Origin of the sequence: Vibrio rhodolitus, from assembly GCF_003350325.1 — a bacterium.
Lineage (GTDB): Bacteria > Pseudomonadota > Gammaproteobacteria > Enterobacterales > Vibrionaceae > Vibrio > Vibrio rhodolitus.
In genome coordinates this window covers 247,823-271,749 of record NZ_QLYZ01000005.1, presented here as the reverse complement: position 1 = coordinate 271,749, position 23,927 = coordinate 247,823, and the positions used below count along the sequence as shown (strand labels likewise).

General features: G+C 37.4%; 19 protein-coding genes. 7 read left to right on the top strand and 12 right to left on the bottom strand.

The window, feature by feature from the left end:
• On the bottom strand, positions 1-197 hold a 197-nt coding region (locus DPF93_RS07875; RefSeq protein ID WP_164675337.1), incomplete at its 3' end, for a helix-turn-helix domain-containing protein.
• A 458-nt stretch (positions 198-655) separates the two neighbouring features.
• Here DPF93_RS07875 and DPF93_RS07870 point away from each other — a divergent pair.
• The 4 genes from DPF93_RS07870 to DPF93_RS07855 all read left to right on the top strand — a co-directional run bounded on the left by DPF93_RS07870 (position 656) and on the right by DPF93_RS07855 (position 4,994).
• Complete coding sequence (locus tag DPF93_RS07870; protein WP_006742005.1) at positions 656-1,180, top strand: hypothetical protein; 525 nt, start codon at positions 656-658, stop codon at positions 1,178-1,180.
• 14 nt (positions 1,181-1,194) lie between these two features.
• The gene (locus tag DPF93_RS07865; RefSeq protein ID WP_114765659.1) at positions 1,195-1,833 is read left to right on the top strand and encodes a hypothetical protein; all 639 of its coding nucleotides are present in this window, start codon (positions 1,195-1,197) and stop codon (positions 1,831-1,833) included.
• A 151-nt stretch (positions 1,834-1,984) separates the two neighbouring features.
• Positions 1,985-3,895, top strand: a complete 1,911-nt coding sequence (locus DPF93_RS07860) for a nuclease-related domain-containing DEAD/DEAH box helicase (RefSeq protein ID WP_114765658.1) — start codon at positions 1,985-1,987, stop codon at positions 3,893-3,895.
• A 40-nt stretch (positions 3,896-3,935) separates the two neighbouring features.
• Positions 3,936-4,994: a hypothetical protein gene (locus tag DPF93_RS07855; RefSeq protein WP_114765657.1), complete on the top strand. Its 1,059-nt coding sequence runs from the start codon at positions 3,936-3,938 to the stop codon at positions 4,992-4,994.
• Positions 4,995-5,103: 109 nt separating this feature from the next.
• On the opposite strand, the gene DPF93_RS07850 is transcribed toward DPF93_RS07855, so the two are convergent.
• From DPF93_RS07850 to abiEi, 10 genes are all read right to left on the bottom strand, one after another.
• Positions 5,104-5,361 carry a helix-turn-helix domain-containing protein gene (locus DPF93_RS07850; protein ID WP_114765656.1) on the bottom strand — a complete coding sequence of 86 codons (258 nt, stop codon included), beginning with the start codon at positions 5,359-5,361 and terminating at the stop codon, positions 5,104-5,106.
• A gap of 91 nt (positions 5,362-5,452) precedes the next feature.
• Positions 5,453-6,067, bottom strand: coding sequence for a recombinase family protein (locus DPF93_RS07845; RefSeq protein WP_114765655.1), 615 nt, complete (start codon positions 6,065-6,067; stop codon positions 5,453-5,455).
• A 138-nt stretch (positions 6,068-6,205) separates the two neighbouring features.
• The gene (locus tag DPF93_RS07840) at positions 6,206-7,762 is read right to left on the bottom strand and encodes a hypothetical protein (protein ID WP_114765654.1); all 1,557 of its coding nucleotides are present in this window, start codon (positions 7,760-7,762) and stop codon (positions 6,206-6,208) included.
• A gap of 102 nt (positions 7,763-7,864) precedes the next feature.
• A complete protein-coding gene (locus DPF93_RS07835; protein WP_114765653.1) occupies positions 7,865-8,932 on the bottom strand; it encodes a tyrosine-type recombinase/integrase in 1,068 nt (355 codons plus the stop codon).
• 755 nt (positions 8,933-9,687) lie between these two features.
• Positions 9,688-10,284 (bottom strand): hypothetical protein, encoded by a 597-nt coding sequence (locus tag DPF93_RS07825; RefSeq protein WP_114765651.1) that lies wholly within the window; start codon positions 10,282-10,284, stop codon positions 9,688-9,690.
• Between the two features lie 444 nt (positions 10,285-10,728).
• Positions 10,729-12,225 (bottom strand): caspase family protein, encoded by a 1,497-nt coding sequence (locus DPF93_RS07820; protein WP_114765650.1) that lies wholly within the window; start codon positions 12,223-12,225, stop codon positions 10,729-10,731.
• Positions 12,226-12,347: 122 nt separating this feature from the next.
• Positions 12,348-13,130, bottom strand: a complete 783-nt coding sequence (locus tag DPF93_RS07815; protein ID WP_114765649.1) for a hypothetical protein — start codon at positions 13,128-13,130, stop codon at positions 12,348-12,350.
• A 130-nt stretch (positions 13,131-13,260) separates the two neighbouring features.
• A complete protein-coding gene (locus tag DPF93_RS07810) occupies positions 13,261-13,992 on the bottom strand; it encodes a hypothetical protein (protein ID WP_114765648.1) in 732 nt (243 codons plus the stop codon).
• A 196-nt stretch (positions 13,993-14,188) separates the two neighbouring features.
• Positions 14,189-14,500, bottom strand: coding sequence for a hypothetical protein (locus DPF93_RS07805; protein ID WP_208638776.1), 312 nt, complete (start codon positions 14,498-14,500; stop codon positions 14,189-14,191).
• 329 nt (positions 14,501-14,829) lie between these two features.
• On the bottom strand, positions 14,830-15,351 hold the full coding sequence (gene abiEi, locus DPF93_RS07800) for a type IV toxin-antitoxin system AbiEi family antitoxin (RefSeq protein ID WP_114765646.1): 522 nt from the start codon (positions 15,349-15,351) through the stop codon (positions 14,830-14,832).
• A gap of 435 nt (positions 15,352-15,786) precedes the next feature.
• Here abiEi and DPF93_RS07795 point away from each other — a divergent pair, with 435 nt between their 5' ends.
• Positions 15,787-16,764 (top strand): hypothetical protein, encoded by a 978-nt coding sequence (locus DPF93_RS07795; RefSeq protein ID WP_114765645.1) that lies wholly within the window; start codon positions 15,787-15,789, stop codon positions 16,762-16,764.
• Between the two features lie 122 nt (positions 16,765-16,886).
• On the opposite strand, the gene DPF93_RS07790 is transcribed toward DPF93_RS07795, so the two are convergent.
• Positions 16,887-18,155 carry a hypothetical protein gene (locus DPF93_RS07790; RefSeq protein WP_114765644.1) on the bottom strand — a complete coding sequence of 423 codons (1,269 nt, stop codon included), beginning with the start codon at positions 18,153-18,155 and terminating at the stop codon, positions 16,887-16,889.
• 120 nt (positions 18,156-18,275) lie between these two features.
• On the opposite strand from DPF93_RS07790, the gene DPF93_RS07785 reads away from it, so the two are divergent.
• On the top strand, positions 18,276-18,548 hold the full coding sequence (locus tag DPF93_RS07785) for a helix-turn-helix transcriptional regulator (RefSeq protein ID WP_114765643.1): 273 nt from the start codon (positions 18,276-18,278) through the stop codon (positions 18,546-18,548).
• A 546-nt stretch (positions 18,549-19,094) separates the two neighbouring features.
• Positions 19,095-23,807: an AVAST type 4 anti-phage nuclease Avs4 gene (avs4, locus tag DPF93_RS07780; protein ID WP_114765642.1), complete on the top strand. Its 4,713-nt coding sequence runs from the start codon at positions 19,095-19,097 to the stop codon at positions 23,805-23,807.
• Positions 23,808-23,927 lie beyond the last annotated feature (120 nt).

Genomic DNA, 23,927 nt, shown 5'->3' with positions numbered 1-23,927 from the left:
GGGTTTTGCGTCCAATCCATTTTTCCGTGCTTTCTCAGCCAAGTTAAAACAGTTGAGCGACCTTGGATACCATAAATGGCTTGTGCTTGCTTGTAGGTCATTTCTCCTTTTTCTACGGCATCAACGACCTGCAATTTAAAGCCTAGTGTGTAATCACGCTGAGTGCGCTTAATGTAGAGTTTATTTGAAGTGGTCATAATTCGTCCTCAATGTGTAAACACATTTCAGGACGGGACATCAGATAGCAAAAAGCCCGCTAGATGTTAGCGGGCTTTTTTGAATGTGGCGGAGAGATAGGGATTTGAAAACTATCTACACTGAGACCTATAAAAATCAAAGTCTTTGACTCAATGGAGGTTTTTCCGTTGAAAATAGAAAAATCAGATATACGTCAATGAATCACACTAGATCTTACAGAGTAGAGCGTAAATTGCAATTATTTTATTGGTCATTTATGCGCTGCTAAGTTCTAAAATACCCAAAACACAACAATCACCTGAATTATCCAACAAATCATTAATGTAATTTTTGTAATTTAGCGATTACAAAAATTAACTCTTATGTAATTCCGCCTCAATATTGATCTATATCACATGCTTGGGCCAGTCAATACATAAACTGCATCGATTTTTTACAACTAAACTATTTGGTGCATATGAAAGCTAAATTACTAGCAACACTTGGTCTAATCCTTTCTCTTTCTCTAACGGGATGTGCGAATATTCAGCACTATGAAAACATCAGCGTAAACCAAAACGTAAGTCTACAGACCTCTATCGGTGGTAGCGTATTTCGCTTACAGAAGACTAAAGATCTCCCTAACGCTTTCGGAGGTGCTGATATTTATGGCGGCAAAGTTAATACGGGTTACTCTGATTTAAGATTCATGGGTATGTCTGACAATAATGAAGTGGTTTTTCGATTCACAGATGTTGTCGTTGAAAGTAATGAGACAACGATGTCTCGCTATGGCTCGGATCGTACTTACATGAGTGCTGATGCTTGGGGGAACGTATCAGCGACTACATACCGTAAGCAAGATGCTCAATCGACTCAATTACCACCAAATACAGTTGAGTTTAAAGTACCTATGACGACGAAGTCCTTCCCTATTGGTGGTTACAATATCGTGATTGAGCAAGCGACAAGTTACAGTCTGCAATACGTAGTAACTAAGTAAGGCTGATTGAATTAATGTTTAAGAAAATCATATTAGCGACTGCCTTACTTGTTATTTCTGGCTGTGCGAATGTTGGGCAGCCTGAAAAGATGCGTTCTAATGCGACTTTGGAGTGGGCAGATGGTTTCACTGAGCGTGCACTAGTCTCTGGCTCAAAGCGCTCTATTACTGTGCCATTTGGAGATCAAGTATTTGTTTTCCTCATCGATGAGCAAAGTATTGGTAAAGACTGCCTAGTTTACAGCTATAAACACGTTAGTGGTGGTGTAGCACAAGCAGATATCTGCTTTGGTAGTGAAATGACTCTATTTTTAAATGGTCAGGTGCTTAATAGTGGTCACATTTATCTAGATAACGGACAGACTTTTACTGAGGTTGCTCAGACTCGTGAATACGCTGCGAAATTAAAAGTTCAAGAACAGTTAAAACAAGAACAGGATGAGAAGCAAAAGGAACAAGCTGCGAAAGCTCTAGAGCAAGACTTAAAAGCTAAAGAGTTAGAGTTATTCATCATTGAGCAACAAAAAAAGCGTGTAATTGCTGAGACGAAGGCAATTGAAACTCATAGTGATAAAACTGACGAAAAAATTGATGCTACAAATGATCTAATCCGAAGTGTTGGAAAAGGTATTGAAAATCACGGTGTCAAATAGTTAATAAAAGTTAACGAGTAGAGCCTCATCAAAAGATGAGGCTCAAAAATTTAAATCGAGTTAATTTCTACAATTAGAATTTCATATTCTATTTCGATAGCACTAATCTAATGCATGTCCCATCTAACCAAGCATTAATGCGGAAATCTGTATGGCTAAGATCTATCCTTCCTGGAGCAATATTGAAAGGCTAACTGTTAAACCAACTGAAGGTGAACTGTATCTCCTGAAAAAAATAGATGAAAGTCTTGATGAATCATATGAGGTGTTTTTTAACGCATTTCTTGATGGAGACAGACCTGACATAGTTATCGTAAAAAGAGATTACGGGGCTATTATTATAGAGGTTAAAGATTGGTCAGTTAATAACTATGTAGTAACAAAGGACAACAAGTGGTTAATCAAAGATCGCGTCATTCGCTCACCTCAAACACAAGTTTTCAGATACAAACAGAATATGTTTGAATTGCACCTCCCTATTTTAGGTTTAAAAGAGCTAGTAAATAGAAACTTTTATAATGTAATTGGTACGTATGTATATTTTAACTGCGCAAGCAAGTTAGAGATTAAGGAGCTATACCAAACTCCAGAAAATGAAGTAAGAATGGAGTTGAATTTATTAAATTCTTCTATAAAGAACAGAGAGATAGAACATTTTGAGTATGATAAAAAACAAAAGTATTTAAGTAATAAGATAAAACAAATTTCTCGCGACGCTTACATCTCTTATGGTAAAGATAATATTAATGATCTTGTATCTAAAATAAAGGGAATGAGGAAGAACAATCTTTTTACGAATGACATATATCTTGACTTCATCCGTAGGCTATCTCCTCCTACTCACATTTTAGACCAAGGTTTACCTATAGTATTTGATAGAAAGCAAGAATCTTTAATTAATAGCGTATCTGAAAAACGTAAGGTAAAAGGGGTGGCTGGTTGTGGAAAAACTTCAATTCTCGCAAAACGAGCGATAAGTGCCTTTGAACGGCATGATAGTGAAGTTTTAATTCTCACATACAACATTACTTTGAGGCACTACATTCGCGATAAGATTTCGCAGATTCAATGCAAAGGAGCAGGTAATCAGTTTGAAATCATGCATTACCATGGTTTTATCAATAATAAACTAAATGAGTATGGTTTAGATGTAGCTCCGTTGTTAGAAAAATACCAAGGCACAGATAAAGAGAAGCTTGAAAAACTGTATAAGGATCGAAACTTATTTGAGTCTCTGCCTATAACTGAAAAATATAAAACAATATTTATTGATGAGGTACAAGATTATGAACCAGATTGGATAAAGATTATTCGAGATTGTTTCCTTGAACCTAATGGTGAAATGATTTTATTTGGTGATCAATCTCAAAATATTTATGAGCGTGATGATAATAAAAGAGAGTCAGCGTTAGTACAAGGCTTCGGACGTTGGGTTAAGTTGAGTAAATCGTATCGATCAGAAATTGATACGCCTTTAATTCAGCTCTTCAAAAGCTTCCAGGAAGAGTTTCTGGTAAGTAAATATAGTGATAGTGATGTATTTGAATCGAATTATATCCAAGGAAGTATGAACTTTGACTTACTAGCATATGAATCTTATGGCTCGAGTATTAATACAGAGAATGTTATTGACTTGATCAACTCTTATGTAAAAGAGAAAAGTATAAATCCAAATGACATAGCAATAATATGTTCTAAGGTTGAACCTCTTATTTCCATCGAAAAGAAAATACGTAGTGTTGAAAAAACTAAAATTATGTTTGAGGATGAAGATGATTTAAGGCAGATAGAACATATTACAGGAAAGGAACGTGTCAATAGAATAGAAAAAATCAGACGAAGGAAGAAATGCTTTTTCATGCAGAACTCTGGCGTTATAAAAATGTCTACTACCCATAGTTTCAAGGGGTTGGAGTCAGACACAGTATTTTGCATTTTGTTAAATGATGATCACGAAGAAATGGTATATACAGGTATAACTAGAGCAAGGAAAAATTTGGTTATTTTTGATTGCTATGATAGTAGATATAAAGGATTTTTCAGTAGTAATATAAAACAGTGATAACCAATATTACTAATTACTATTAATTGTGAGTATAAACATGAAAAGAAAAAGTATAAATCAATTTAAGAAAGATTTTGTTATATTTCCTTTCCCTGGAATGGGGAAAACTGATTTCACTGATTTTAATTTTGACATTTGCTATACTGCTATAGGAAAGTTTAAAGCTATAATTGCAAATCTGCCGATAATCATTATAAATTATTGGCACGTTACCTTATTAGGTAGGGAATACCTTAAACCATTAAAGGAGTTGGAGCTTTCAATTAGTTCAGTTCGGGATTCAATAGGTGAAGCAGTAATAAAATCGAACTATATTCGTAACAATAATAAATTTGTTTGGTTAATATTCATAACCTTCGCGTCACTTATGATTCTGTTAGCAAGTCCGATTTTATTTGCTCACTTTCTTTTCTCAGTTATCAAAGTGTTCACTGCAATCATTAAACAGTTGATAAAGGGCATTTTTGTTGAAAAACATGTGCTTGGCCATGTATCTCCTGTTAAGGGGAATCTAATCTTTATAAATAATAAAGGCAGCAAGCGTGAAGAAAGAACAATTTCTCACGAGCATATGCATTTGGTTCAGTATTCAAAGAGCGATTTGGCTGAAGTTATATATGAAAATAGAACTAATCTTGAGAGATTATTATTGTCGAATAATCCTTCTTCTCATGAGTCATATCTCTTCTCGAGATTAGAATTAGAAGTTAGGCTTCATGAGTTTATTAGATTTAATTACCATAACAATGGTAAAGTACCTATGTCTCGTGATGAATTCTATAATGAGATTCGTTGTTTCATGAATAATGAACACGACGAAGATGTATTAGGAAGTGATATTATAAAAATGTCTAATGTAATTAGTCTTTCGGCATACGAATTTTGTCGTAATGAAAATGGTTACATAGAATTAGATGAGCGGACGTTTAAAGAGTTTCTTGATATTGAGAATAAACTGTTAGATAAGTTTGTGCTTGAGATACTTTTTGTAAGTTATATAAAGCTAATGCGGTATTATGGTTATGGTGATTTATCCAAAAAACTTGGTAGCGAGGTGATGTTTCCAAATTTATATAACTTTACTTACGGCTCCTAACTTTGAACTGCATTAAGTGATTTATTAGTAAGATTGTTATAGATTACTTACTCTTGGCTATTGTCACTAAGTCAAATAGCAAATTTTTACTGATATTGGTACCACTTATTCACCAATCCAGCTTAGAAATTTCGTGCTTATAGCTCTCACCCTTAGCTAGTTTCGGCAACAGGTGAAGCTCTAATTGATAGACTCTAGCTATGCGCAGCAAGGTTTCGATCGAGCAAGATGCTGGGTCATTTTCGATTTTAGATATCGTTGCTTGCCTTAGCCCACTTAACTCTGAAGCCTGCTTTTGTGTCAATCCACTGTTTTGCCTTGCTTCTCGCATCCAGTTTGCCAACGCTAATGGATCACTCACATACATCTTCTATCTTCCTTTTACCCAGTAATTCAAATCCTCATATACTCTATGGCGTATATTTTCTGTTTATACGTTAAAGAGTATATTTGAGCCGTCAGCCTTGGGCGGATAGGTACTTGTAATACGTTGCTCTACCTACACCCTGTGCTTTACATGCAGCACTGACGGTTTCACCGTCAGAAACTAGCAAATGAACAGTTCGGCACTTTTGTGCGGTCTCTGCGTTAACAGGTCGTCCTTTATAGCGCCCTTCTCTCTTTGCTTTTGCTATACCTTGCTGAGCACGTTTTTGGCGCGTTTCGTAGTCATCACGAGCCATAGCTGCGCCCAGATCCAACATGAAGTTGGTTAACGCCTGCTGAATTGCCGATACTGACACATCTACATCAGATAGAGACTGGTGGGTCATAGGTTGATCGACAACAACGATTGATATCCCTTTAGCTTTGATTCGTGCTTTCAGTGTTTCCCAGACTTGAAATGGCAAGCGTGTCAATCGATCCATTTTTTCAATCAATAGAACATCACCATCTTCAGAGTCTTCAATGAGCCGATCTAGCTCAGGACGATCGGCTGCTGTACCAGAGATATTCTCCTGGTAGAAAGACGCAATCTGTAGATTATGGGATTTTACGAATTCTCGTAACTCTTGTTTTGCGCGAGAGGAGTCTTGCTCATCCGTCGAGGCTCTTAAGTAAGCTCTTATCATTTTACACGTTCCTGAAATGGCTATTTGTCTACTTTAAACTGTCCATAATGTAGTGTCTATTTTAAACTGTTTTTTAAATGGAGATTTGTGAGGAGTGACCTGTCTCTTTTAGGTATGGTTAAAAAAGACAGGTTTTTGTTAGGAAAGTTCGTTCTCTGAGATAGAAGCTCGAAAGACTTTCTCCGCTTTCTCGCTGGTCATTAGAGATTGAGCAGAAAGTGCTAGTGGCTGCAAAAAACCTGGTAGGTTTTCATTAAGGTTGTCGATAAACATACTGGTGAACTTTTCAACCAATACAGGTCTCTTGTTTGCTTTCATCACTAGCCGCATAAAACTAGCTTCAACCAACGCCACTATCGTTGTTTTAACTTTGGCAGTGACCTCTGCCAACTGGCTCCTCATGAGTCCCAGAGCAGCTTTAACCTGCGCAAGCTCCTCAGTTTTGGTGTTGATTTCAGTATCCAAGAAAGATAGCTTGTCGTTTCTCTGTTTTGTCTCAATATCAAATCGAACCAACTCTTCAGCATGTTTCATTTGCACCATGAGTAACGCATCTTGCTTCTTCGCTAATTGATTCTCTGTCGAAGACAGTAATTGCTGAATCTTAGCTAACGCCTTTCGTTCGTTTGCGACTTCTTCTTTAACCATACTCTCAAGGTTAAAGCTGCGTTGTGCCTTGGGTAGCGTCGATTGAATATTCATGGCTCTACGCTGCTGTGAACGTCGCTCAGCTTCAGGGCAAAATTCTGCCGATATGCCGAGGCTATTCAGATAGCGAGCATTCACAAACGAGTAAAACATCCTATCAAATTCAAATTGCGAGTTAGATACCTGCCAGCCTTGCAATTTTCCATCAAAAGGCAGTAACTCAGTCCTATGCACTGGGCCGAACGAACGTTGAAATTTCGCTGTTTCGATACGCTGCTGTTTTAGTAAATCACGTTTCCTGGTTTGTTCATTTAGCGTAGAGACATACACATGACAATGAGCACCAGTATCCGTATTAAGTAACCTTTCGTCATGATGACTTAAGACTAGGATGACATCATAATCGGGAAAATATTCCCTATAGAATGCCGTTACCATTTCGGAGTATTGTTCCAGTGGAACAATACTAGTATCAACTTTCCACCTATGTGGAATTTTGAAAACGACCTCTTGCAGATAACCTTGGTTGCTTCGAGGCTCGGCCGAACATAACTCGTTGTGCAGATCAAAATACTCAGTGAGCATTGACATACGCTGCTTAACTCTCGCCATAGCTGGTGGGTTATCACGAAGCTTGCGCCACCAGCTTGGCGGAATCGCTTGATCATCACGCACTTCATGCCAACGTTTCATTAAGTTAGCAGCATCGTGATTACCAAGGTTCAGCTCTGATGCAATTGCATTTTTTAGTCTGCGTTTAGATTGCGCCCGTTTCTTTAATTTAACCTCACGGTTAGCGACCCTTGGTTCTGGTAGGAGATTATATAAAATCTCCTCCTTTTCTTCATCGTTGAGCTGAGACAGCTTTTCCGTTTTCTCATAGCGAGTAATCAGGTTACAACCAGCAAGTTCATCACGCCATTCCAAAGTCTTCACCTGCAAAAGGGGTATACGCAAAGAGTGAGCAAGTGAGTTTTTAAGGGCTTTTCTGTCTATTGAACTATAAGTAAAGTTAGCGATACTAAAGAATAAGCGTATAGGCTGCATAGCTCCTCCTAGCACAAATAGCCCTCAACGCAAATTCAAAACCACCATGCTTTATAAACAGGTATTGATACGATGTAGGTTTCTGATTTCTACTACCAGCCATTATGCCACCTCATCAAATAGATCTTTACCGTTCGTGTTAGCGGCTTTCTTCTTAAAATGCAGATCTAGTATGTTGGTTTGGTCTTCTGCATCTTCGACTATCCACTTCGCATAAACTTTATCAATCATTTCTGTATCAGCATGCCCCATGACTTTCGCCAACCAATCCTTGTTCACTCCCGCTGTCAACGCGTGACTAGCGAATGTGTGACGCATCTGTGAAATACCCCTTGCTTCGATCGACTCACAGTATGTTTTCAGATGCAATTGATCCGCGTCTTTAATGAACTTCTTCCAGAATTTTTGAGTGACATCTTTTACATCTCTAAAATGATTTCCATTTTGATCAGTAAACAGAAAAATACATTTCTCTTGAGTGCGAGTTTTACCATCGCGGCCTACGCGATTTAATTTCACTTCGCTATGGTTAGCTGCACGTTTGAGTTGCTCTCTTAAAATAGTATGTAAACTACTATTGATTGGGATCTTGCGTTGTGAATGTACGGTTTTTGTACATTTCAGTTCACCCATTACCATAGAGTTTTGAACTGTAAGGGTCTTATTTTTCAGATCTACATCTGAAGTTCTTAAGGCGATAGCTTCACATGTTCGCAGACCGCTATATGCCATAACAAGGCAAAGGGCTTTACCACTATCGATAGCCGTCAACGTTTTTTCAAAAGTTCTTAGCTCTTTTAAGGTAAATGGGAATGCAGAGTCATACTCATCTAAGCTCCTATTTTTAATTCCTGCCATTGGTGACTCGGTTATGTTTTTATTGTGTAAAGCAACATTGAAAACAGCTCTTAGCAGGCGAAAATACTCATTCAATGTTTTGTTTTTATAACGTTTTTTTTCTTCCACATCATACATCCACTCTAGGATATCTACATGCTGTATATCTGCGATATCGTACTCACCGAAGACCTGGTTCAACTGATTTAGCTTCGAATCGTCCGCATTTTTCGTAGACTTCTGGTGGGCGTTTCGAACACTTCGTTTGAAGACTTCGACAAAGTCAGAGAAAGTAATGTAACGCTGTTTTGATTTTAGTTTCTGATTTAACACGATTTTATCCTCAGTAGGGAGTTGACTTGAGCGCACTCTAACCAACACGGGAAAAACTGTAAATCTGAAAAATTCACAGAAATCAGCCACTTGCAAAAAAGCACATAATAAATCAAATGGATTCACATCAATAATATTTTATTATTATATAGTTGAAATTTAATAACTAAATGTTATTTATCGATATTTACACATATAAATGAAGTGTTTATACAAAAAGAACTAAATCACCCAAAATCCAAGCTGATCCTGTTTGTAAAACTGAAAGCTATGGTAGCAGTTAACCTAGATCCACCTATTGGCAGACGAAATGTCAAAACTGGCACTCAACGTGCCAAGACTGGCAGTTGATGTGCCAAAGTTGGCAGAAGAACTGCCAACAAGCCCGAATCCGTTCTATATAGGACTTCTTGTTGTTCATGGTTGTAAAAGAGATACCTCAATCAATATTTGTAGAACTGGAGCGCGGCAAAAGCGTGTGGAAGTTGAAGAGTGTATTGCGAGAGAAAGGCAGCCCCGCTGATGCGAGGATACATAACCTACAAGCAATCAAAGACAAGACGGCTGAGAAGCTACAAGATAGAATGCAGAGAATTCTAATAGATTAGAACCTTAACAGAACGTTCCAGCCATAAAGCCTGGCACGTCGTCAGTTTAATGGCTTTGAATTGATTTTGTGCAGAAACGTACTGGGACTTTTGCACTAACAAGTTTCCTCTTGATGAGAAAAGGCATCTTGAAACCTAAAATACTTGCTATGTGATATTTACAAAGTAAGGAACTATCACAGTGAAGAGAACACTAGCGACAAGATGTAGTAGAGATATAGCTATTAGCGAAAGTGCCTTTGCCTTTTTCTTAATAAGACCATTAAACTCTGCAATCACGTACCAACACCTTAGCATCCAAACTACTATTAACATCGACGCTATAAATGTAATGAATCGATTGCCACCTTGTTCAAGGTAAATTTGAAATGGAAGTCCAATAAAACTATTAAGCAGGTAAAGCATGCCAACAAACAGAAACGTCAACTTTAGGTTAGCTAAGTAACTTCTTGTTGAACCTAAAATATGGAAACTTAGCTGAAACATCGCAGCCAAAACAAACACATAAATAGTTTGAAATAGCCCCATTGAAAATAAGGTAGGCTCACCTTCAATTAGGTGAAACCGTACGATAAGCGAGTAAATATATAGAGACATTGATAACAATGAGAAATAGATTCCCATCGTGGTTGACCAAGTCGGCAAGTTGTTACCCATCATTTGCGTGATCGCTTGATGTCTAAGTAAGATAAGACCATACATTGGTACAAATTGAGCCTTAAAATAATGTATCAAATTTTTCAAAGATACTCCTTTTCACATAACGTCGCCTTCTTACGAATCACCTAATAATTTCAATATAAAACCATGAGTAGGCGCACATCACTCATTTCGATCTAATGAATTTCGCCAAATAAATGGACTTAATAAGAATACCTAACGATGCGCGATGTTCAAATACTACAGCAAACTATCGAAAAACAGTGCCTAAACCTTCACAAAAACGACGTAGATCTCTGATGCAGGCTTTAGGAATACATGGTTTCATCAAGTTGCCGATAAGGGTTAGCAGCGGCGAGACCGCGATAAGAGATCTTCAATATGTGTTTATCGTAAGCAATACTTAATGACCGAAATGACAAAGCGAAGTAGATAGCTTTGTTGTTCGAAGAGCATTGGCTACTCACGTAGCCAAAAAGATGTTATTGCCTATTGACAGGCAGAAGGCTCATATGTGTTATAAATAATTTACAAAAGTGTGTGGAGATACTTTTCTAGCCATTCACAAAACTCGTCTTTTATATGCTTACTTGTTAACCCAACAATATCGGGGTTGTTTATATTTACTTCTAATGTATGCCAATCTAGACATTTCGGGAGTGTATGAGAACTCCAGTCTGTCTTATCTAGGCGTTCATATGAATAATGTACTACACACTTTTTGTTTGAATATATAGAGACCAAAAATAGAGAAACAGGTGGAGATAAATCATTATTTGGTTCAAATTTTATTCTAAGCATTTGTTTATCTGCATTGTGAGTGTACTCAAATCCAGATATCACATTTCTGTACTTAGTGACCGTCTCCAACTTGTACTCTGTATCGTCATAATCACCGAAAGCAGCCATACTTGCTGCAAGACTAGCAATACCTAAGCCAGAACGACTGGGATTTTTAGGCAAAGCTTTATACTCTTGCTCTTCATAACTAACACTATCATAATCTGGACGTACAAAATAGCCGACATTATTATTGTCCTTAATCCATGAACCTATTCGCTTAGCATTTGGGACGTTCCAAGCCACACTCAATTCTGATATATCAACAGAATATAACTTGATGACATCTTGTTCCCATTGAGAGAAATCATCAAAAATTCCACTTAAGAAAGTCTGAATTGAATCTTCACTGAAGCAACTATTACTAGCTTTTTCCAATATTAATCTTGATAAATTTTGGGGATCTTTTTGTGTTTGTACAACATCATCGGTTTCAGTTTCATCACTATCAAATCCAAACTCACCATAAATCAAATCTTGTACAGTTTGTGTTACTAACCCAAACTTTTCAGTGTTATCTGCTTGACTAATAAAAATAGGTGCTGGTGCATCCTTAGATGCAAAGTCATCCGCTACAAATGCCATCATATCTCTATATCGAACTTCACCAGTTCGCTCAGTTAAAGATAGCAGAATACTTTCTGTAAAATGACTAAATTCTTTTCCAGCTAAAGAGCTTTCATTTTCGCGAGACGAGAACCAAAAATATAGATCTTTTAGCTCATTCTTACTTGCCGACTTTTTAAACTCTACTTCTGTATTAGACTCACTTTTAATGTATTGAGTGCCACTGAAGCAAGCATCCACAATTTTTACACATAATTTTGGCGAAAGTTTTTTGATGAGACCATCAAGTTCTGTATTTCTTAAACCCGTTGATTCTTTTTTTGAACGGTCAAAATCAGACAAAAGGTAGAAGAAGTCATCATTATAACGCTCGCCATGCCCACTGAAATAGAAAGTCAACTCTGATACATCAGAACTAGAGTAATTATCTACAAAATCTGCGATTGCATTTTTTACATCATACGCACTTTCGTTTTCATTAATATACAAAATATCATTAACATCTTTTACATTAGAAAGTACATCTCGCATGACCCTTGCATCATTTTTACATGCACTTAGATCATCAAATAAAGGTGATCTATATTTTTCGACACCAATAACAATTGCTAAATTCAAATTTTACTCCTTATTTATAACGCCAAATTAAGGTGTGAAGCACGCGACCACGATACTCAATTTGACCACCGTAAACACTGAACTTAACCCAAACCAAAACTGCCAAGCTTGCTGAATCACTCTTAAATTGTTTGATAGCTCACGGCTGAAATTTGAGAGCTTAGCCGATTGAGTGGTTGGAATTCTGCCAAAAATGCCTCGTTTAGATAAGCGATGAGTTCTTTTGACGACTTATACATAGCCTTAGCTTTTTCTAAAGTACACTGTTCTTGCCAACCAGCAGTAACCGTCGGTACTGCTTCAGATACCGATAGTTCATCATTTGACTTAAAATTAGTGTCTACATATTCAGTTCTACCATGTGCAAGAGCATTTCGTGCATCAAAAAGCTTATCATTCACCTGAAGTAACTTGTCATATTCAGCTTGTGGAGTACCACATGCTTTGAGAACAGATTTAAGCTTGTCTTTCGCTGAAAATTTGTACTTACTCTCGATTACATTAAACTCCTTACAATCGAGTAGGTCTTGGTCGAATGAATCTCTCTGCTTTTTATGCACGGATTTCCTTAATGATTTCATCATTATTTGTGCTTGTGCCGTATAGCCTAAGACTTCAGCAAGCCTGGCATTAAAAGACAACTCTTTATCCGTAGTTTTCATCGCTTGCAGTCTTTCAACAATATCTTCTTGGCTGTAGTCATCTAAATACTTAGATACACGCCCTTCAATAAGGTAGATATTTTCACAGAGATAATTTAAGTAACTTTCAACCATGAAAGCAGTCAACGCTACGGTAGTTAACCCAGCAAATTGATCACCAAAATTACCCGCAGATAGAGTTCTTTCTACTGAGGCTGAAAAATAAGCATGAGCATACACTGTGCCTTTTGATTGACCTTCCATTTAACCCTCATAAGAATAATTATTGTATAGTGGGCTCATCACGCCACGTTACGGTGAACAACGTTATTACACAGCTTAATTAGTGTACCTAAATCAATGAACTCTAATTATGTACTGAAGCCACCAAGCGTTAAGAATCACTCTTGAACACTTTTTTACGCAACTGAGATTCGATATGAATATTTTCTAGCGATTGCCAACGCAATACTTGAAGATCGTTGGTAATGAAGAGTTCATAGCGACCGTCCCACTTAGATAAACCTAATTCACTCAAGAGTGAAGTATTCATTTGAACTAGTACTTCGGGGTTCTCTGTATCATTCGTAAACCCAATGACCGAAACTTTTACTGACTCTCCAGGCGGCTTAGGATTCTCAATTAATACCGAATCACCAACTTTGTACAAGTGACCTTTTTCATGTTGCTTGTTAATCTTAATGTTGAATGTTTCAAGCGAAGAAGAACTAGAATAAACGGCAGTAGCTCGAAACCTATCAAGAGTTTCTTTCCTGACCAATACATCTTGCTGTTGTGCCCAATATCTAAACGATGATATCCACTGATTAACTTCACTTACTTGTTTGAGGTTACTCTCTACAGCAGTTGTTAATTCTGTGGTTTTGTATTCAAAGTCACTTTTTAGAGATGATGTACCCTCAATGTGATCGACTCTAGAAAGCCAGTTTTCGCCAAAATGTTTAGTTAGTGCTTTTTCATAAGCCACATTCTGCTTTTTTAGTTCTGACACTTCATCAGATAAGGACTGAAACTCACTGTAGGTAATGCCTGCCATATAGACAACGCCACAAATTGCTATTAAAGAAGCTGTTATACCAGCCCATTTTGAGATCTCATCTGACACTTCAATTCCTTTTACATATCCTGTCTTGGGCGATTATACCAGATGGTGGTGATAAGTTGCTCTACGCCTTGTTAGGGTGTGAGCGACGCAATACAGATGCCGCGGCAAGCCACCTTAAACTAAACGCAATGCATAGCGAGAATGCCACGCATTGCGAATCACTCATAAACAGATTGCTCTCACCTTACTAAATGTATTAAGAATTATTTGTTTTAAATCCCCAAGCCTTTTTTTCGCTCTCAGACATAGCAGTATAAATAGGAGAAAAAGTACTATTTAGCTCAGAGCTAACATTCCCAAAAGCAGCATAGTTTGTACATAAGTAACGCTTTACTGTATTCGGCCATTTTCCGAGTTTTGCTGCATCTATGATGATCCCTTTCGCATCGTGGTAACTAGCACCTTTTCTAAGCTCTCCAAGTCGGCATTCAAATTGACCAAAACTCCAGTTATCTGTGCGTTGCTCGAATTCATCTAGTAATTGTGTTTTATATTGTGCCAGTGCCATTATTAACCTCTAAACCAGTTAGTTATCTTAAAATTAAAGACTCATAATATATGCAACAAAGCTTTTATCAAACATAATTATATAGTGTAAATAAGTAAAATTCTGAGTAGAAAAAGGGGGAATCTGTGTTACGTCTTTGTCTATCCATAAGCGTAGCGATTACGATGACTCATTTTCTTTTTAGCAAGCGAAAAGCTTCCATCATCGTTCTAAGTCCAGGTGACACTATCACCAGATCGACCTCTTCTAAAAATCACAAATCGTTAACTAGCAATATAGCTGCACCATACAAAGCATACCTGCCTTAAGGCAGGAAACTCGAAAAACGCTTAATCGATGATTAGGTGAACGTTACGTCCAACACGTTTCAAATCACGAATAGCAGTCTCTTCGGTTGCGACACGAAGTGGCCTACTCACACGTCGAATACTATCGACAATGTCGGGAACCGATTTTTTCGTATGAGTAAACTCAATCACACCGTATCGAGTTTTGTATTCACCTTTTCGGCCTGTTGTCATAACAGTCAAGCGATCTACAGGGATTTGTGAAATAACACCGTATTCTGACAATGCCGATTCTAGGCTGACATAACTGTATTCACCTCGTCTTAACGTTTTAGCGATAATCTCTAATGTGTTCGCACTAAATCTATCTTTGGATAACGTGTACAAGTAAATACCGCGAGCAACTCGCTCTAGGATCTGGTTTTTCACTAACCGCTTCAACGTCTCATTCAAATTCCTTTCAGTATCTTCGTGGAATATTTTCTTGAGATCTCGATGTTGAAAGATGTAGCGCCCTTCCAGATCCCATTCGTTCAGGCGCAGGATTGCTTCACTTTGCTTCATGATAGGTAAACACTTATATCCAATTTAACTAGTATAACTGTCCACTAGTAAATGGTGAGTGTAGGTGTTCACATTTTCTAACTCGGCTCTTAACTAATACTTTTGGCAGAACAGAGCCATTGAAAATGTGAGATCATGATCTCAATTTCTAGAAATCAGGAAAATATGTTTACAGTGATACCTTACTAAGTTTTTACCCAAAACATCGCTTATCCATAGGTTTGATAAATAAACGTAAATCTAAAATCTTCTTTTACCTGTTATAGATAAAACAACTATTAAGTCATTAATTTTATTAAAAATATTAATGGCATACATATTTGACGAATCTTTTTCACCATCGTACTTTGCTCATAAAGGCACCAAAGTTAGTTTGTTCTGAACTAACTAACAAACCAATTAGGTGCTTCTAAAACGAAAGTAAAGGTGAACAAGATGGCTAGGCCGAAATCATATTCAGAAGAAGAGTTAATTAATGTAGCTAACGAGCTACTAAACAAGGGGATCGAACCTCGGGGCTGGCGCATACGTGAGATCCTAGGGCGTGGTAAAACCACTTCGTTTGACTCGGATATAAAACGTCTAACTGAAAGTGGTCAGCTTCCAGAATATATCAAACCATCAATTACAACCGAGGTTCTGCCAGCACGCAGCGAAACTGAACATGCACAGCTACCATTGGAAATTCAGGATGCATACAAGATCACGGAAGCTGAGCTTTCAGAGTCGATATACGCGCTTCTTGTAAGGTTAAATGACATTACCGCATGTCATTATGAACAGCTCACTAAAACAAGACTTCAAAGTGCGCTCAGCGAGAAAGAAAGCGCTCTTGAGGAGAAAAGATTAGCTGAAGAGCAAGTTATTAAAACAGAAGAGCGCGTTCGCGCTCAGGTAGCGAATAATGAAGAGCTTGAACTTCAATGTGAAGAATTGGAACATCGATATTCTGAGCTTGAACAAGCTCAGGCTAATATTTCATCCGAATTGATGCAGTTGAAGCGCGACAACGTAAAACTGTGCGAGGATGTTAGGTTATCTGAAATCACTATTCAGGATCTTGAAGAACAAGTTCTTTCCCTCTCAACTGCCAACGCAATTCTAGGCACTCAGCTTGAGGAAAGGAACTTACAAAGCATCAAGTTAGAAGAACGTTATTCAGACTTGGAAAACCAGCTCGATACGACAAAGCAGCAGCTAACCGTTGCAAACACTAGATCTGACAGCATCCAAATGGATTTAGCTAAAACAGATGAAATCATATCTTCGTTACGTTCTGAGCTATTAGAGACCAATAATCGCGTACAAGTGGCAGAGAATAAAACTCAACTCCTATCGCAAGAGAACGGGCATCTTCGCTTCGTTAACAAAGAGCTAAGCCGTAAGCATGGTGGTTTGGTTGAGCTACAATAGGTCTACATTAAACAGAAATGATTTTTGCAGATTACAGTTTCCGCCATTCCAAGATTTATATATCCCCTGCTGAAAAATAAAGCTGGCATTCACCAGCTTTATTTTATTAGTCAACGTAGTTTCTAGTCGATCAATTCTTGAACGCCAGTAAAGTCCAGATTACCAATTTTCCCATCTTTAACGGTTACTAGAATCGAACCATAAATGCGATCAACATCCGCACTTACAGGAGCCACTACATATCCATCATATTCACCATCTGGAACATTAGGAAGAAATGCGTACTTTGATTGATCTCGAGAAATTGAGCCTTTAGCAACAGCATCTTCAGTTCCTTTTCTCATTAATAGCACTTGGTCAACATCTAGGTTAACGTCATCTATATACGATCCTGAAATCTCTTTAGCATTCAATTGCGCAATAACATTGTTACGGTATAGAGTCGAATCGTCTTTAAGATCTGTATACGCTGTCTTAATATCAAGCTCACGCTCTAAATTAGCCATAGCGTTAACAAAGTTATAGCCAATAGAGTTCTCCATTACGGTAAACATCTGTTCAAAGCTCATACCACTGTTAACGTAAAATAGAACATTGTTCTGATACATATCATACATATCATTAAAGTATGCAGTATGAATCGCACTATCTTGCATTAGGTCAACTTCATCTTGCCAAGTTTCAATGCCCATTGGCGTTAATGATGTATCACTAATGAAGTCATCCATCTTATGCGTAGTGTTCTTTAGTGGGCGACCAGCAAAGAACTCGGCAGAGCCTTCCATGAACCAACGAGGCATTTCAAAGAACTGAGCGCTGTCATTTAGCTTCTCGTATTGGAATACATGGAATAATTCATGCTTCGCTAGAATATAAGAATCAGCAAAGTCACTATGATTAACATCTAGAGTGCTAGGCGAGAATACAAATAGGTTAGCATAACCAGTACCAGTGCCTTTCTTTGCGTCGTTGTAGCACGCCACCCACTTGCTGCCAGATGTGATGTTTAGGTCACTTGACGGATTTAGCTTGCTGTGAGCAATAAGCTCATTAAAGCCTGCCTGAGTGATTTTAGCAGACTGAATCAACTCATTCTTATCAAAACGAGTAGAATCATCGGCAAAGCCAACCATGAAATGGTCTGTTTCAATGTACTCTTGGTTGCGATCACACAGCATCATTGAAGTTCCAGTTGTAGTTGCAACATTAGCTATTTCGCTTCTGACCTTGGACAAAGGCCAATGTTGAATAAGGCTTGTTGATGGAGGATTTGTTACGCCCCCGCCATTACCCCCACCATTATTATCTGACGAGTTTGAGCCACCATCATCGCTACCACATCCAGAAAGCGCCAACACAACGCCTAATGCAACAAGGTTTTTACCTTTCATACTTACCTTTAACAATCGTTGTCTATACTATAATTAATTAGTTATTGCACCCATACGGGTGCAATTCGGTATGATAGTATCTGCGATATTGATTGCACCCAAATAGGAGCAATCATAAACATGAGAGAGATCACGGTTCGAAAGAACATAACTGGTTCAAAAGTTAAAAGTATTAGGTTATCCAAAGAATTATCCCAACAAGATGTTGATCGTATTGCATCATTGCAGGGGATAGACCTAACTCGTAGTAAACTGGCAAAAATAGAATCGGGAATGATACGTGTTACTGATGAAATGTTACGCGACCTTGCTGTAATACTTAAGGTCAATGTTAACGACTTTTTCGAAGCATCTATGTTTCCAGAACGTTTTGAAGGAACTCCTGATAAGTAACCTACTTTGTTGCTTAAATCGCAGAGCTACAATTGGCTCGGTTACATTCACTTATCGTTATCCAAGTCTCATTGCAACACAGCTACCTTAATGCAGTTCTGCACCTTAATAGAACGTGTCCCTGACCTTTGTAACTGTTACGAAAGCGTTAGTTAAGCTAGAGACGAACTGACCTGATAGCGCTATAAAGCATCAGGTATCAAAGCTATTTCAGTCGGCAATTCCAAACACGAAGGTCCCTCCAAACGAATTAGCAACAGGTAAGCAATCCTTACACTTAACAGTTGGCACTTAACAGTTGGCACTTCGTAACTCAGAAGTGCCCCAAAGTTGCGTAGCTCAGCAATCTTGACTTACTTCTTACGACATTAGTTGACCTACTTTTGCTAATGATTAAATATGTACCCAGTTTACTATGGTGCGTTGGGCAGATAAGGTCTGATTTTGAACCAAAGTGAGGCTTTACTGTTTTACCAAAGCCTTCAATAGTCATTGAAAATGATATCGTTCAATATCAGTTAGTACTTAAAAAGGGTTGAAGTAAAATTGATTAAGACAGATTGGGAAATATTTAAAGCAAAGTTTTCAACAAATCCACAAGACGCTTTTGAATGGATGTGTTATCTCCTTTTTTGCAATGAATTCCGAGTGAAAACTGGTATTTTTCGATATAAAAACCAGTCGGCAATAGAAACCAATCCAATTTCATCAAATGGAGTCAATATTGGCTGGCAAGCTAAATTTTATGCAACTGCATTATCTAGTCACAAAAATGATATACTAGAAACAATTACAAAAGCAAAACGTGATTACCCTGATTTAAATAAAATAATTTTTTACACAAACTCAGAATGGGGGCAAAACAAAGGAAAAGAACCACAAGGAAAGATAGAAGCAGAAACAAAGGCAAAGGAAAATAACTTAGAAATTGAGTGGCGATGCTGTAGTTTTTTCGAATCGCCGTTTGTTGTCGATGATTGTAGTCGGTTCATTTCGTACTTTTTCACTCAATCTGACAATTTGTTTGGGCTTTTGGAGTCGTTTGAGTCTCATACAGGTACAATTTTGGATGATATTGAAACTTCTATAGCCTTTGGCGACCAAGATGTTTCAATCGATCGCTCTAGTATTATATCTGAAATTGAAAAGTCAGACACTAACGCGTTAATTATAAGTGGTGAAGGCGGAACAGGGAAAACATCTCTCATAAAAGAACTTTATGGTAATAAGGGGGCGAATGATGCCTTTTATGTACATAAAGCGACAGAGTTTTCCGTTAGCAACTTAAATGAATTTCTATCAGGTGTTTTTTTAAAGGACTTTATTGAAGCACATGAAGGGGCTGACAATAAAACAGTTGTTATTGATTCTGCGGAACACTTAATTGCTTTAGAAAATACGGCTCCTATTAAAGAGTACCTTTCTAGCTTAATCAAAGCTAAATGGAGGGTGTGGTTCACTACGAGAAATGCCTACCTAGATGACTTGGTTTTTCAATTATATGAAGTGTACAAAATTAGTTTTAAGCCGATACATTTAGAGAATCTGAACGAAGATACATTATTTGAACTTGCCAAAAAACATGATTTTGTCATCCCTGATGATAAAAAGTTCAAAGTGCTCATATTAACACCATTTTATCTCAGAGAATATTTGAGGCATTATCAGGAGAACAAAGGTGCAAGCTACTTTGAATTCAAAGAGTCTTTATGGCCAAGAGTCATTGCGAAACGATCCCCACAACGAGAGCAATTTTTTATACATCTTGCCGAAGAAAGAGCTAATTCAGGAAGATTTTTCGTCATTCCAGACTTTAGCTACTCAAATGAAGCGGTAGAAAAAGCATTAGTTTCCGATGGAATAATCAGCTATGAGCCTACTCGTGGGTATTTTATTACTCATGACATATATGAAGAATGGGCGCTTGATAAATTCGTAGAGAGCAATTTTTTAACTTCAGAAAATTCAGAAATATTTTTTGAAAAAATACAAGAGTCTTTGGCCATAAGAAGAGTTTTCAGGCGGTGGTTATCAGAGAAACTTAGCGCGTCCAATGAAGATGTTAGCCACCTTATTATGGAAACCTTGTCATCTTGCAAAATATCTAATTTGTGGAAAGATGAAGTTTTAGTCTCTATGCTTCTGTCCGATTATTCCGATTACTTTTTTAGAGTGAATAAAGATTCACTATTGGAAGACGATTTCCAACTTCTCAAGCGGTTATCCTTGCTGATAAGAATAGGATGTAAGGAGGTAGATAATAGCCTTTTTGACAAGTTTGGTGTCAGGGCGCCAGATATTTTATCAATGGAGTATGTAATTACTAAGCCGAAGGGAAACGGGTGGCATTCGCTTATCAAGTTCATCTATAATAATATAGAAAATATAGGTGTTGATAATATTAATTTTGTATTACCCGTTCTCCATGACTGGAATAGTCACAATAACTCTGGTGATGCAACAAAATGTGCTAGCCTAATTGCTCTAGCATTTTACAAGTCGGCAATCGAAGATAGAATTTATATTGGAGATGACAGTTTTTCCAAAAATTTGATTCTAACTATTCTTTATGGAGTCAGTGAAATAAAAAGCGAGCTTAAAAAGATCATTGATGAAGTAACTTTAAACAACTGGAAGCGACATAACGATCCATATCACTTAATGAGTAAATTCATTTTAACAAGAATGGAATGTTTTAATGTTGCTACTGAAATCCCAGAAAAAGTAATATCTCTAGCCAAATGTTTTTGGATATATGAACCACAAAAGAATGATTGTTTTTATGGTTCAAGACTAGAGATAGAGCATGAATTTGGTGTTGAGTCTAGTCACCAAGACTATTATCCTGCTAGTGCTTATCAAACACCTATATATGCCTTATTAAAGGCCGATTTAAAACTAGCACTAAATTTCATTACCGACCTAATAAATTATTCATCAAAAACATATGCTGTATCTAGCCTTGATAAAGGTCAAGTAGAGACTGCAATACTGTATCTAGATAATGGTAAAAATGTCAATTTACCTATTTCAAGTCGTCTTTGGTGCATGTACCGAGGAACACAGGTAACCCCTAATCTACTTGAATCAATACTAATGTCGCTCGAACGTTTCTTTCTTGAGAGAGGAAAAAGTACTAAACCTGAAGTACTTGAATATTATCTAAATTATATCCTAGAAAGAGCTGAATCTTCTGCGCTTGTGGCTGTTGTTGCAAGCATAGTATGTGCGTTTCATGAGAAAACATTTAATGTTGCCAAAACTCTATTTAGAACGAGAGAGTTTTTCTTTTATGACTCTTCTCGAATGATTCTGGATCAAACACATAAGACTCAACTTACCTCGCTGAAAAACTTTAGTATCAATCCAATGAATGAGCTTCATGAGAATGAAAGGATAAGTGCCTGTGACAAAAAACATAGGCAACATTCACTAGAAGACATAGCACTCCAATATCAATTTTTTAGAACTGAGGACGTAAGTGAAAAGGAATCAGAAAAACGACTTCAGGAAATTTGGGAAATTCTGGACTATCACTACAAGAATTTACCAGCTAAGGAACACGAAAATCATCAACATAAAACATGGCGTTTATTTTTGGCTCGCATGGACAAAAGGAAAATGGCTCCTGAAGCGAAAAAAGTAGAAAACGGTATAGCAATAGAACTCAATCCTGAAATTGCTCCAGATCTCAAAGAATATAGTGAAATGTCTCAGCGAGAAGCAAATAAGCCTTTTGTACATTTAGCTTTAAATACTTGGGCCGATAGCAGGCTCTACGATAGAGATAGTTACAATAAGTATGAGTCTTATGAAAATGAGCCATTGACTGCTTTGAGTGAGGCAAAAGAAATATGGAATAAGCTTTCTGAGGGCTGTATGACGGAGGGATTGCTGTTCGATCGAGCCACACCATCGTATGTATGCACTGTGTTGTTGAGGGACTTCAAAGAAAAATTAGGAAAAACCGAGCTAGAATTTTGCAAGGAAGTCATATTTGAATATGCAAACATCGTTAACAATGATGATTACATACATCAGATTGGTGACGGCCTTGTTCCTGCTTTATTTGTTCTTCCAAGGTTAATAAAAGATTTTCCAGATGAAAGATTTACTATCAAGCTTATCTTAATTAGAGCTTTAATGAGACATGACTCGATATCGATGATGGGAATGGATAGGATAAATTCAGTAGCTATTCAAGCTGTGCAGCACTTATGGAACGACGACCCTGAGTTCATGAAGTCTTTGTACATTGGGTATTTGGTAGTTGCTCAAAAATATAGAGTTGTTCAGGATCGTTTAAGGCAAGAGGCGTATGAACAGAAAAAATATGATATTGATAAAAATGACTTTGAACAGGAGTTGTTTAAAGAACTAGAGAGTGTAATAAAGAGTATAGAAGATGAAACCATCAAGGAATCCGCAATCGACAATATTGAAAGCGTAGATAGCGATATATTGATAACTGCTTTTCAGCTTTTGCCATTAGGTAATGTACTTAAAGAATCTTTGCCCTTTGTCGAGGAAATTATTAGGGTAATTTCACAACAATTACTCTCACGTGATAGAGAAGAGCGTCTTGATTATGCATTTAGACATGAGTTTTTGAAACACTATGCTCGTTTTGTCCTTCATCTAGATAATGACAAAAAAGATAGATACCTGAAATATTTTACGGATAATTTCACCTTGAGCGAAGGTACGGCAGATTTATTAAATGAATTTGTTAGCGCTGAAGACTCGCTGAATATGCCAGACTCATTTTGGTATGTATGGAACCGATTTAAAAGCTACATCGTTGATTCACTTAGTAGTCAAGGTTGGCGGCATGATAAAGAGCGCACAATCGAATCCTTTCTATTTGCAAGAATCCCTTGGAAGGACGATGCACTGGCTTGGCATACCTTTTCGGTTGAGAATAAAGTATTTTTTTATGACCTGAGCGGTAAAATAGGTGGAGAGCCTTCTTTCATCTATAGTATCAGCAAGCTACTTTGTAGCATTGGAAGTGAATTTATAGATGATGGTATTTACTGGATCTGTAATGCAATAAAAACCTTTGACATCGACTTGTCGCAAGACAAATCAGGAAATACACTATTTTACTTGGAAAGATATATGAGAAGATATCTATTCAAAAATCATGATAGAGTGAGACAAACACCTAAGTTAAAGGTACAGGTATTGGTTGTGTTGGATTTCCTAGTTGAGCAATACTCCATTACAGGTTACCTCCTTAGAGAGGACATAGCCTAGCTAATAACCATTGTAGCCGAGGTATGAATTCTGGTGGACTAAACTAAGTTCACCAGAAGACTGTAGCCAAGGTTACTGTGCCGTATAACAAATGCTTAGGGTTTCAACAGACTTTTTCTA

Excerpts from the sequence above, each read along its gene's own strand:
- DPF93_RS07870 (WP_006742005.1), top strand. The coding sequence starts at position 656 with ATGAAAGCTAAATTACTAGCAACACTTGGTCTAATCCTTTCTCTTTCT.
- DPF93_RS07865 (WP_114765659.1), top strand. The coding sequence starts at position 1,195 with ATGTTTAAGAAAATCATATTAGCGACTGCCTTACTTGTTATTTCTGGC.
- DPF93_RS07860 (WP_114765658.1), top strand. The coding sequence starts at position 1,985 with ATGGCTAAGATCTATCCTTCCTGGAGCAATATTGAAAGGCTAACTGTT.
- DPF93_RS07855 (WP_114765657.1), top strand. The coding sequence starts at position 3,936 with ATGAAAAGAAAAAGTATAAATCAATTTAAGAAAGATTTTGTTATATTT.
- DPF93_RS07850 (WP_114765656.1), bottom strand. The coding sequence starts at position 5,361 with ATGTATGTGAGTGATCCATTAGCGTTGGCAAACTGGATGCGAGAAGCA.
- DPF93_RS07845 (WP_114765655.1), bottom strand. The coding sequence starts at position 6,067 with ATGATAAGAGCTTACTTAAGAGCCTCGACGGATGAGCAAGACTCCTCT.
- DPF93_RS07840 (WP_114765654.1), bottom strand. The coding sequence starts at position 7,762 with ATGCAGCCTATACGCTTATTCTTTAGTATCGCTAACTTTACTTATAGT.
- DPF93_RS07815 (WP_114765649.1), bottom strand. The coding sequence starts at position 13,130 with ATGGAAGGTCAATCAAAAGGCACAGTGTATGCTCATGCTTATTTTTCA.
- DPF93_RS07805 (WP_208638776.1), bottom strand. The coding sequence starts at position 14,500 with ATGGCACTGGCACAATATAAAACACAATTACTAGATGAATTCGAGCAA.
- abiEi (WP_114765646.1), bottom strand. The coding sequence starts at position 15,351 with ATGAAGCAAAGTGAAGCAATCCTGCGCCTGAACGAATGGGATCTGGAA.
- DPF93_RS07795 (WP_114765645.1), top strand. The coding sequence starts at position 15,787 with ATGGCTAGGCCGAAATCATATTCAGAAGAAGAGTTAATTAATGTAGCT.
- DPF93_RS07790 (WP_114765644.1), bottom strand. The coding sequence starts at position 18,155 with ATGAAAGGTAAAAACCTTGTTGCATTAGGCGTTGTGTTGGCGCTTTCT.
- DPF93_RS07785 (WP_114765643.1), top strand. The coding sequence starts at position 18,276 with ATGAGAGAGATCACGGTTCGAAAGAACATAACTGGTTCAAAAGTTAAA.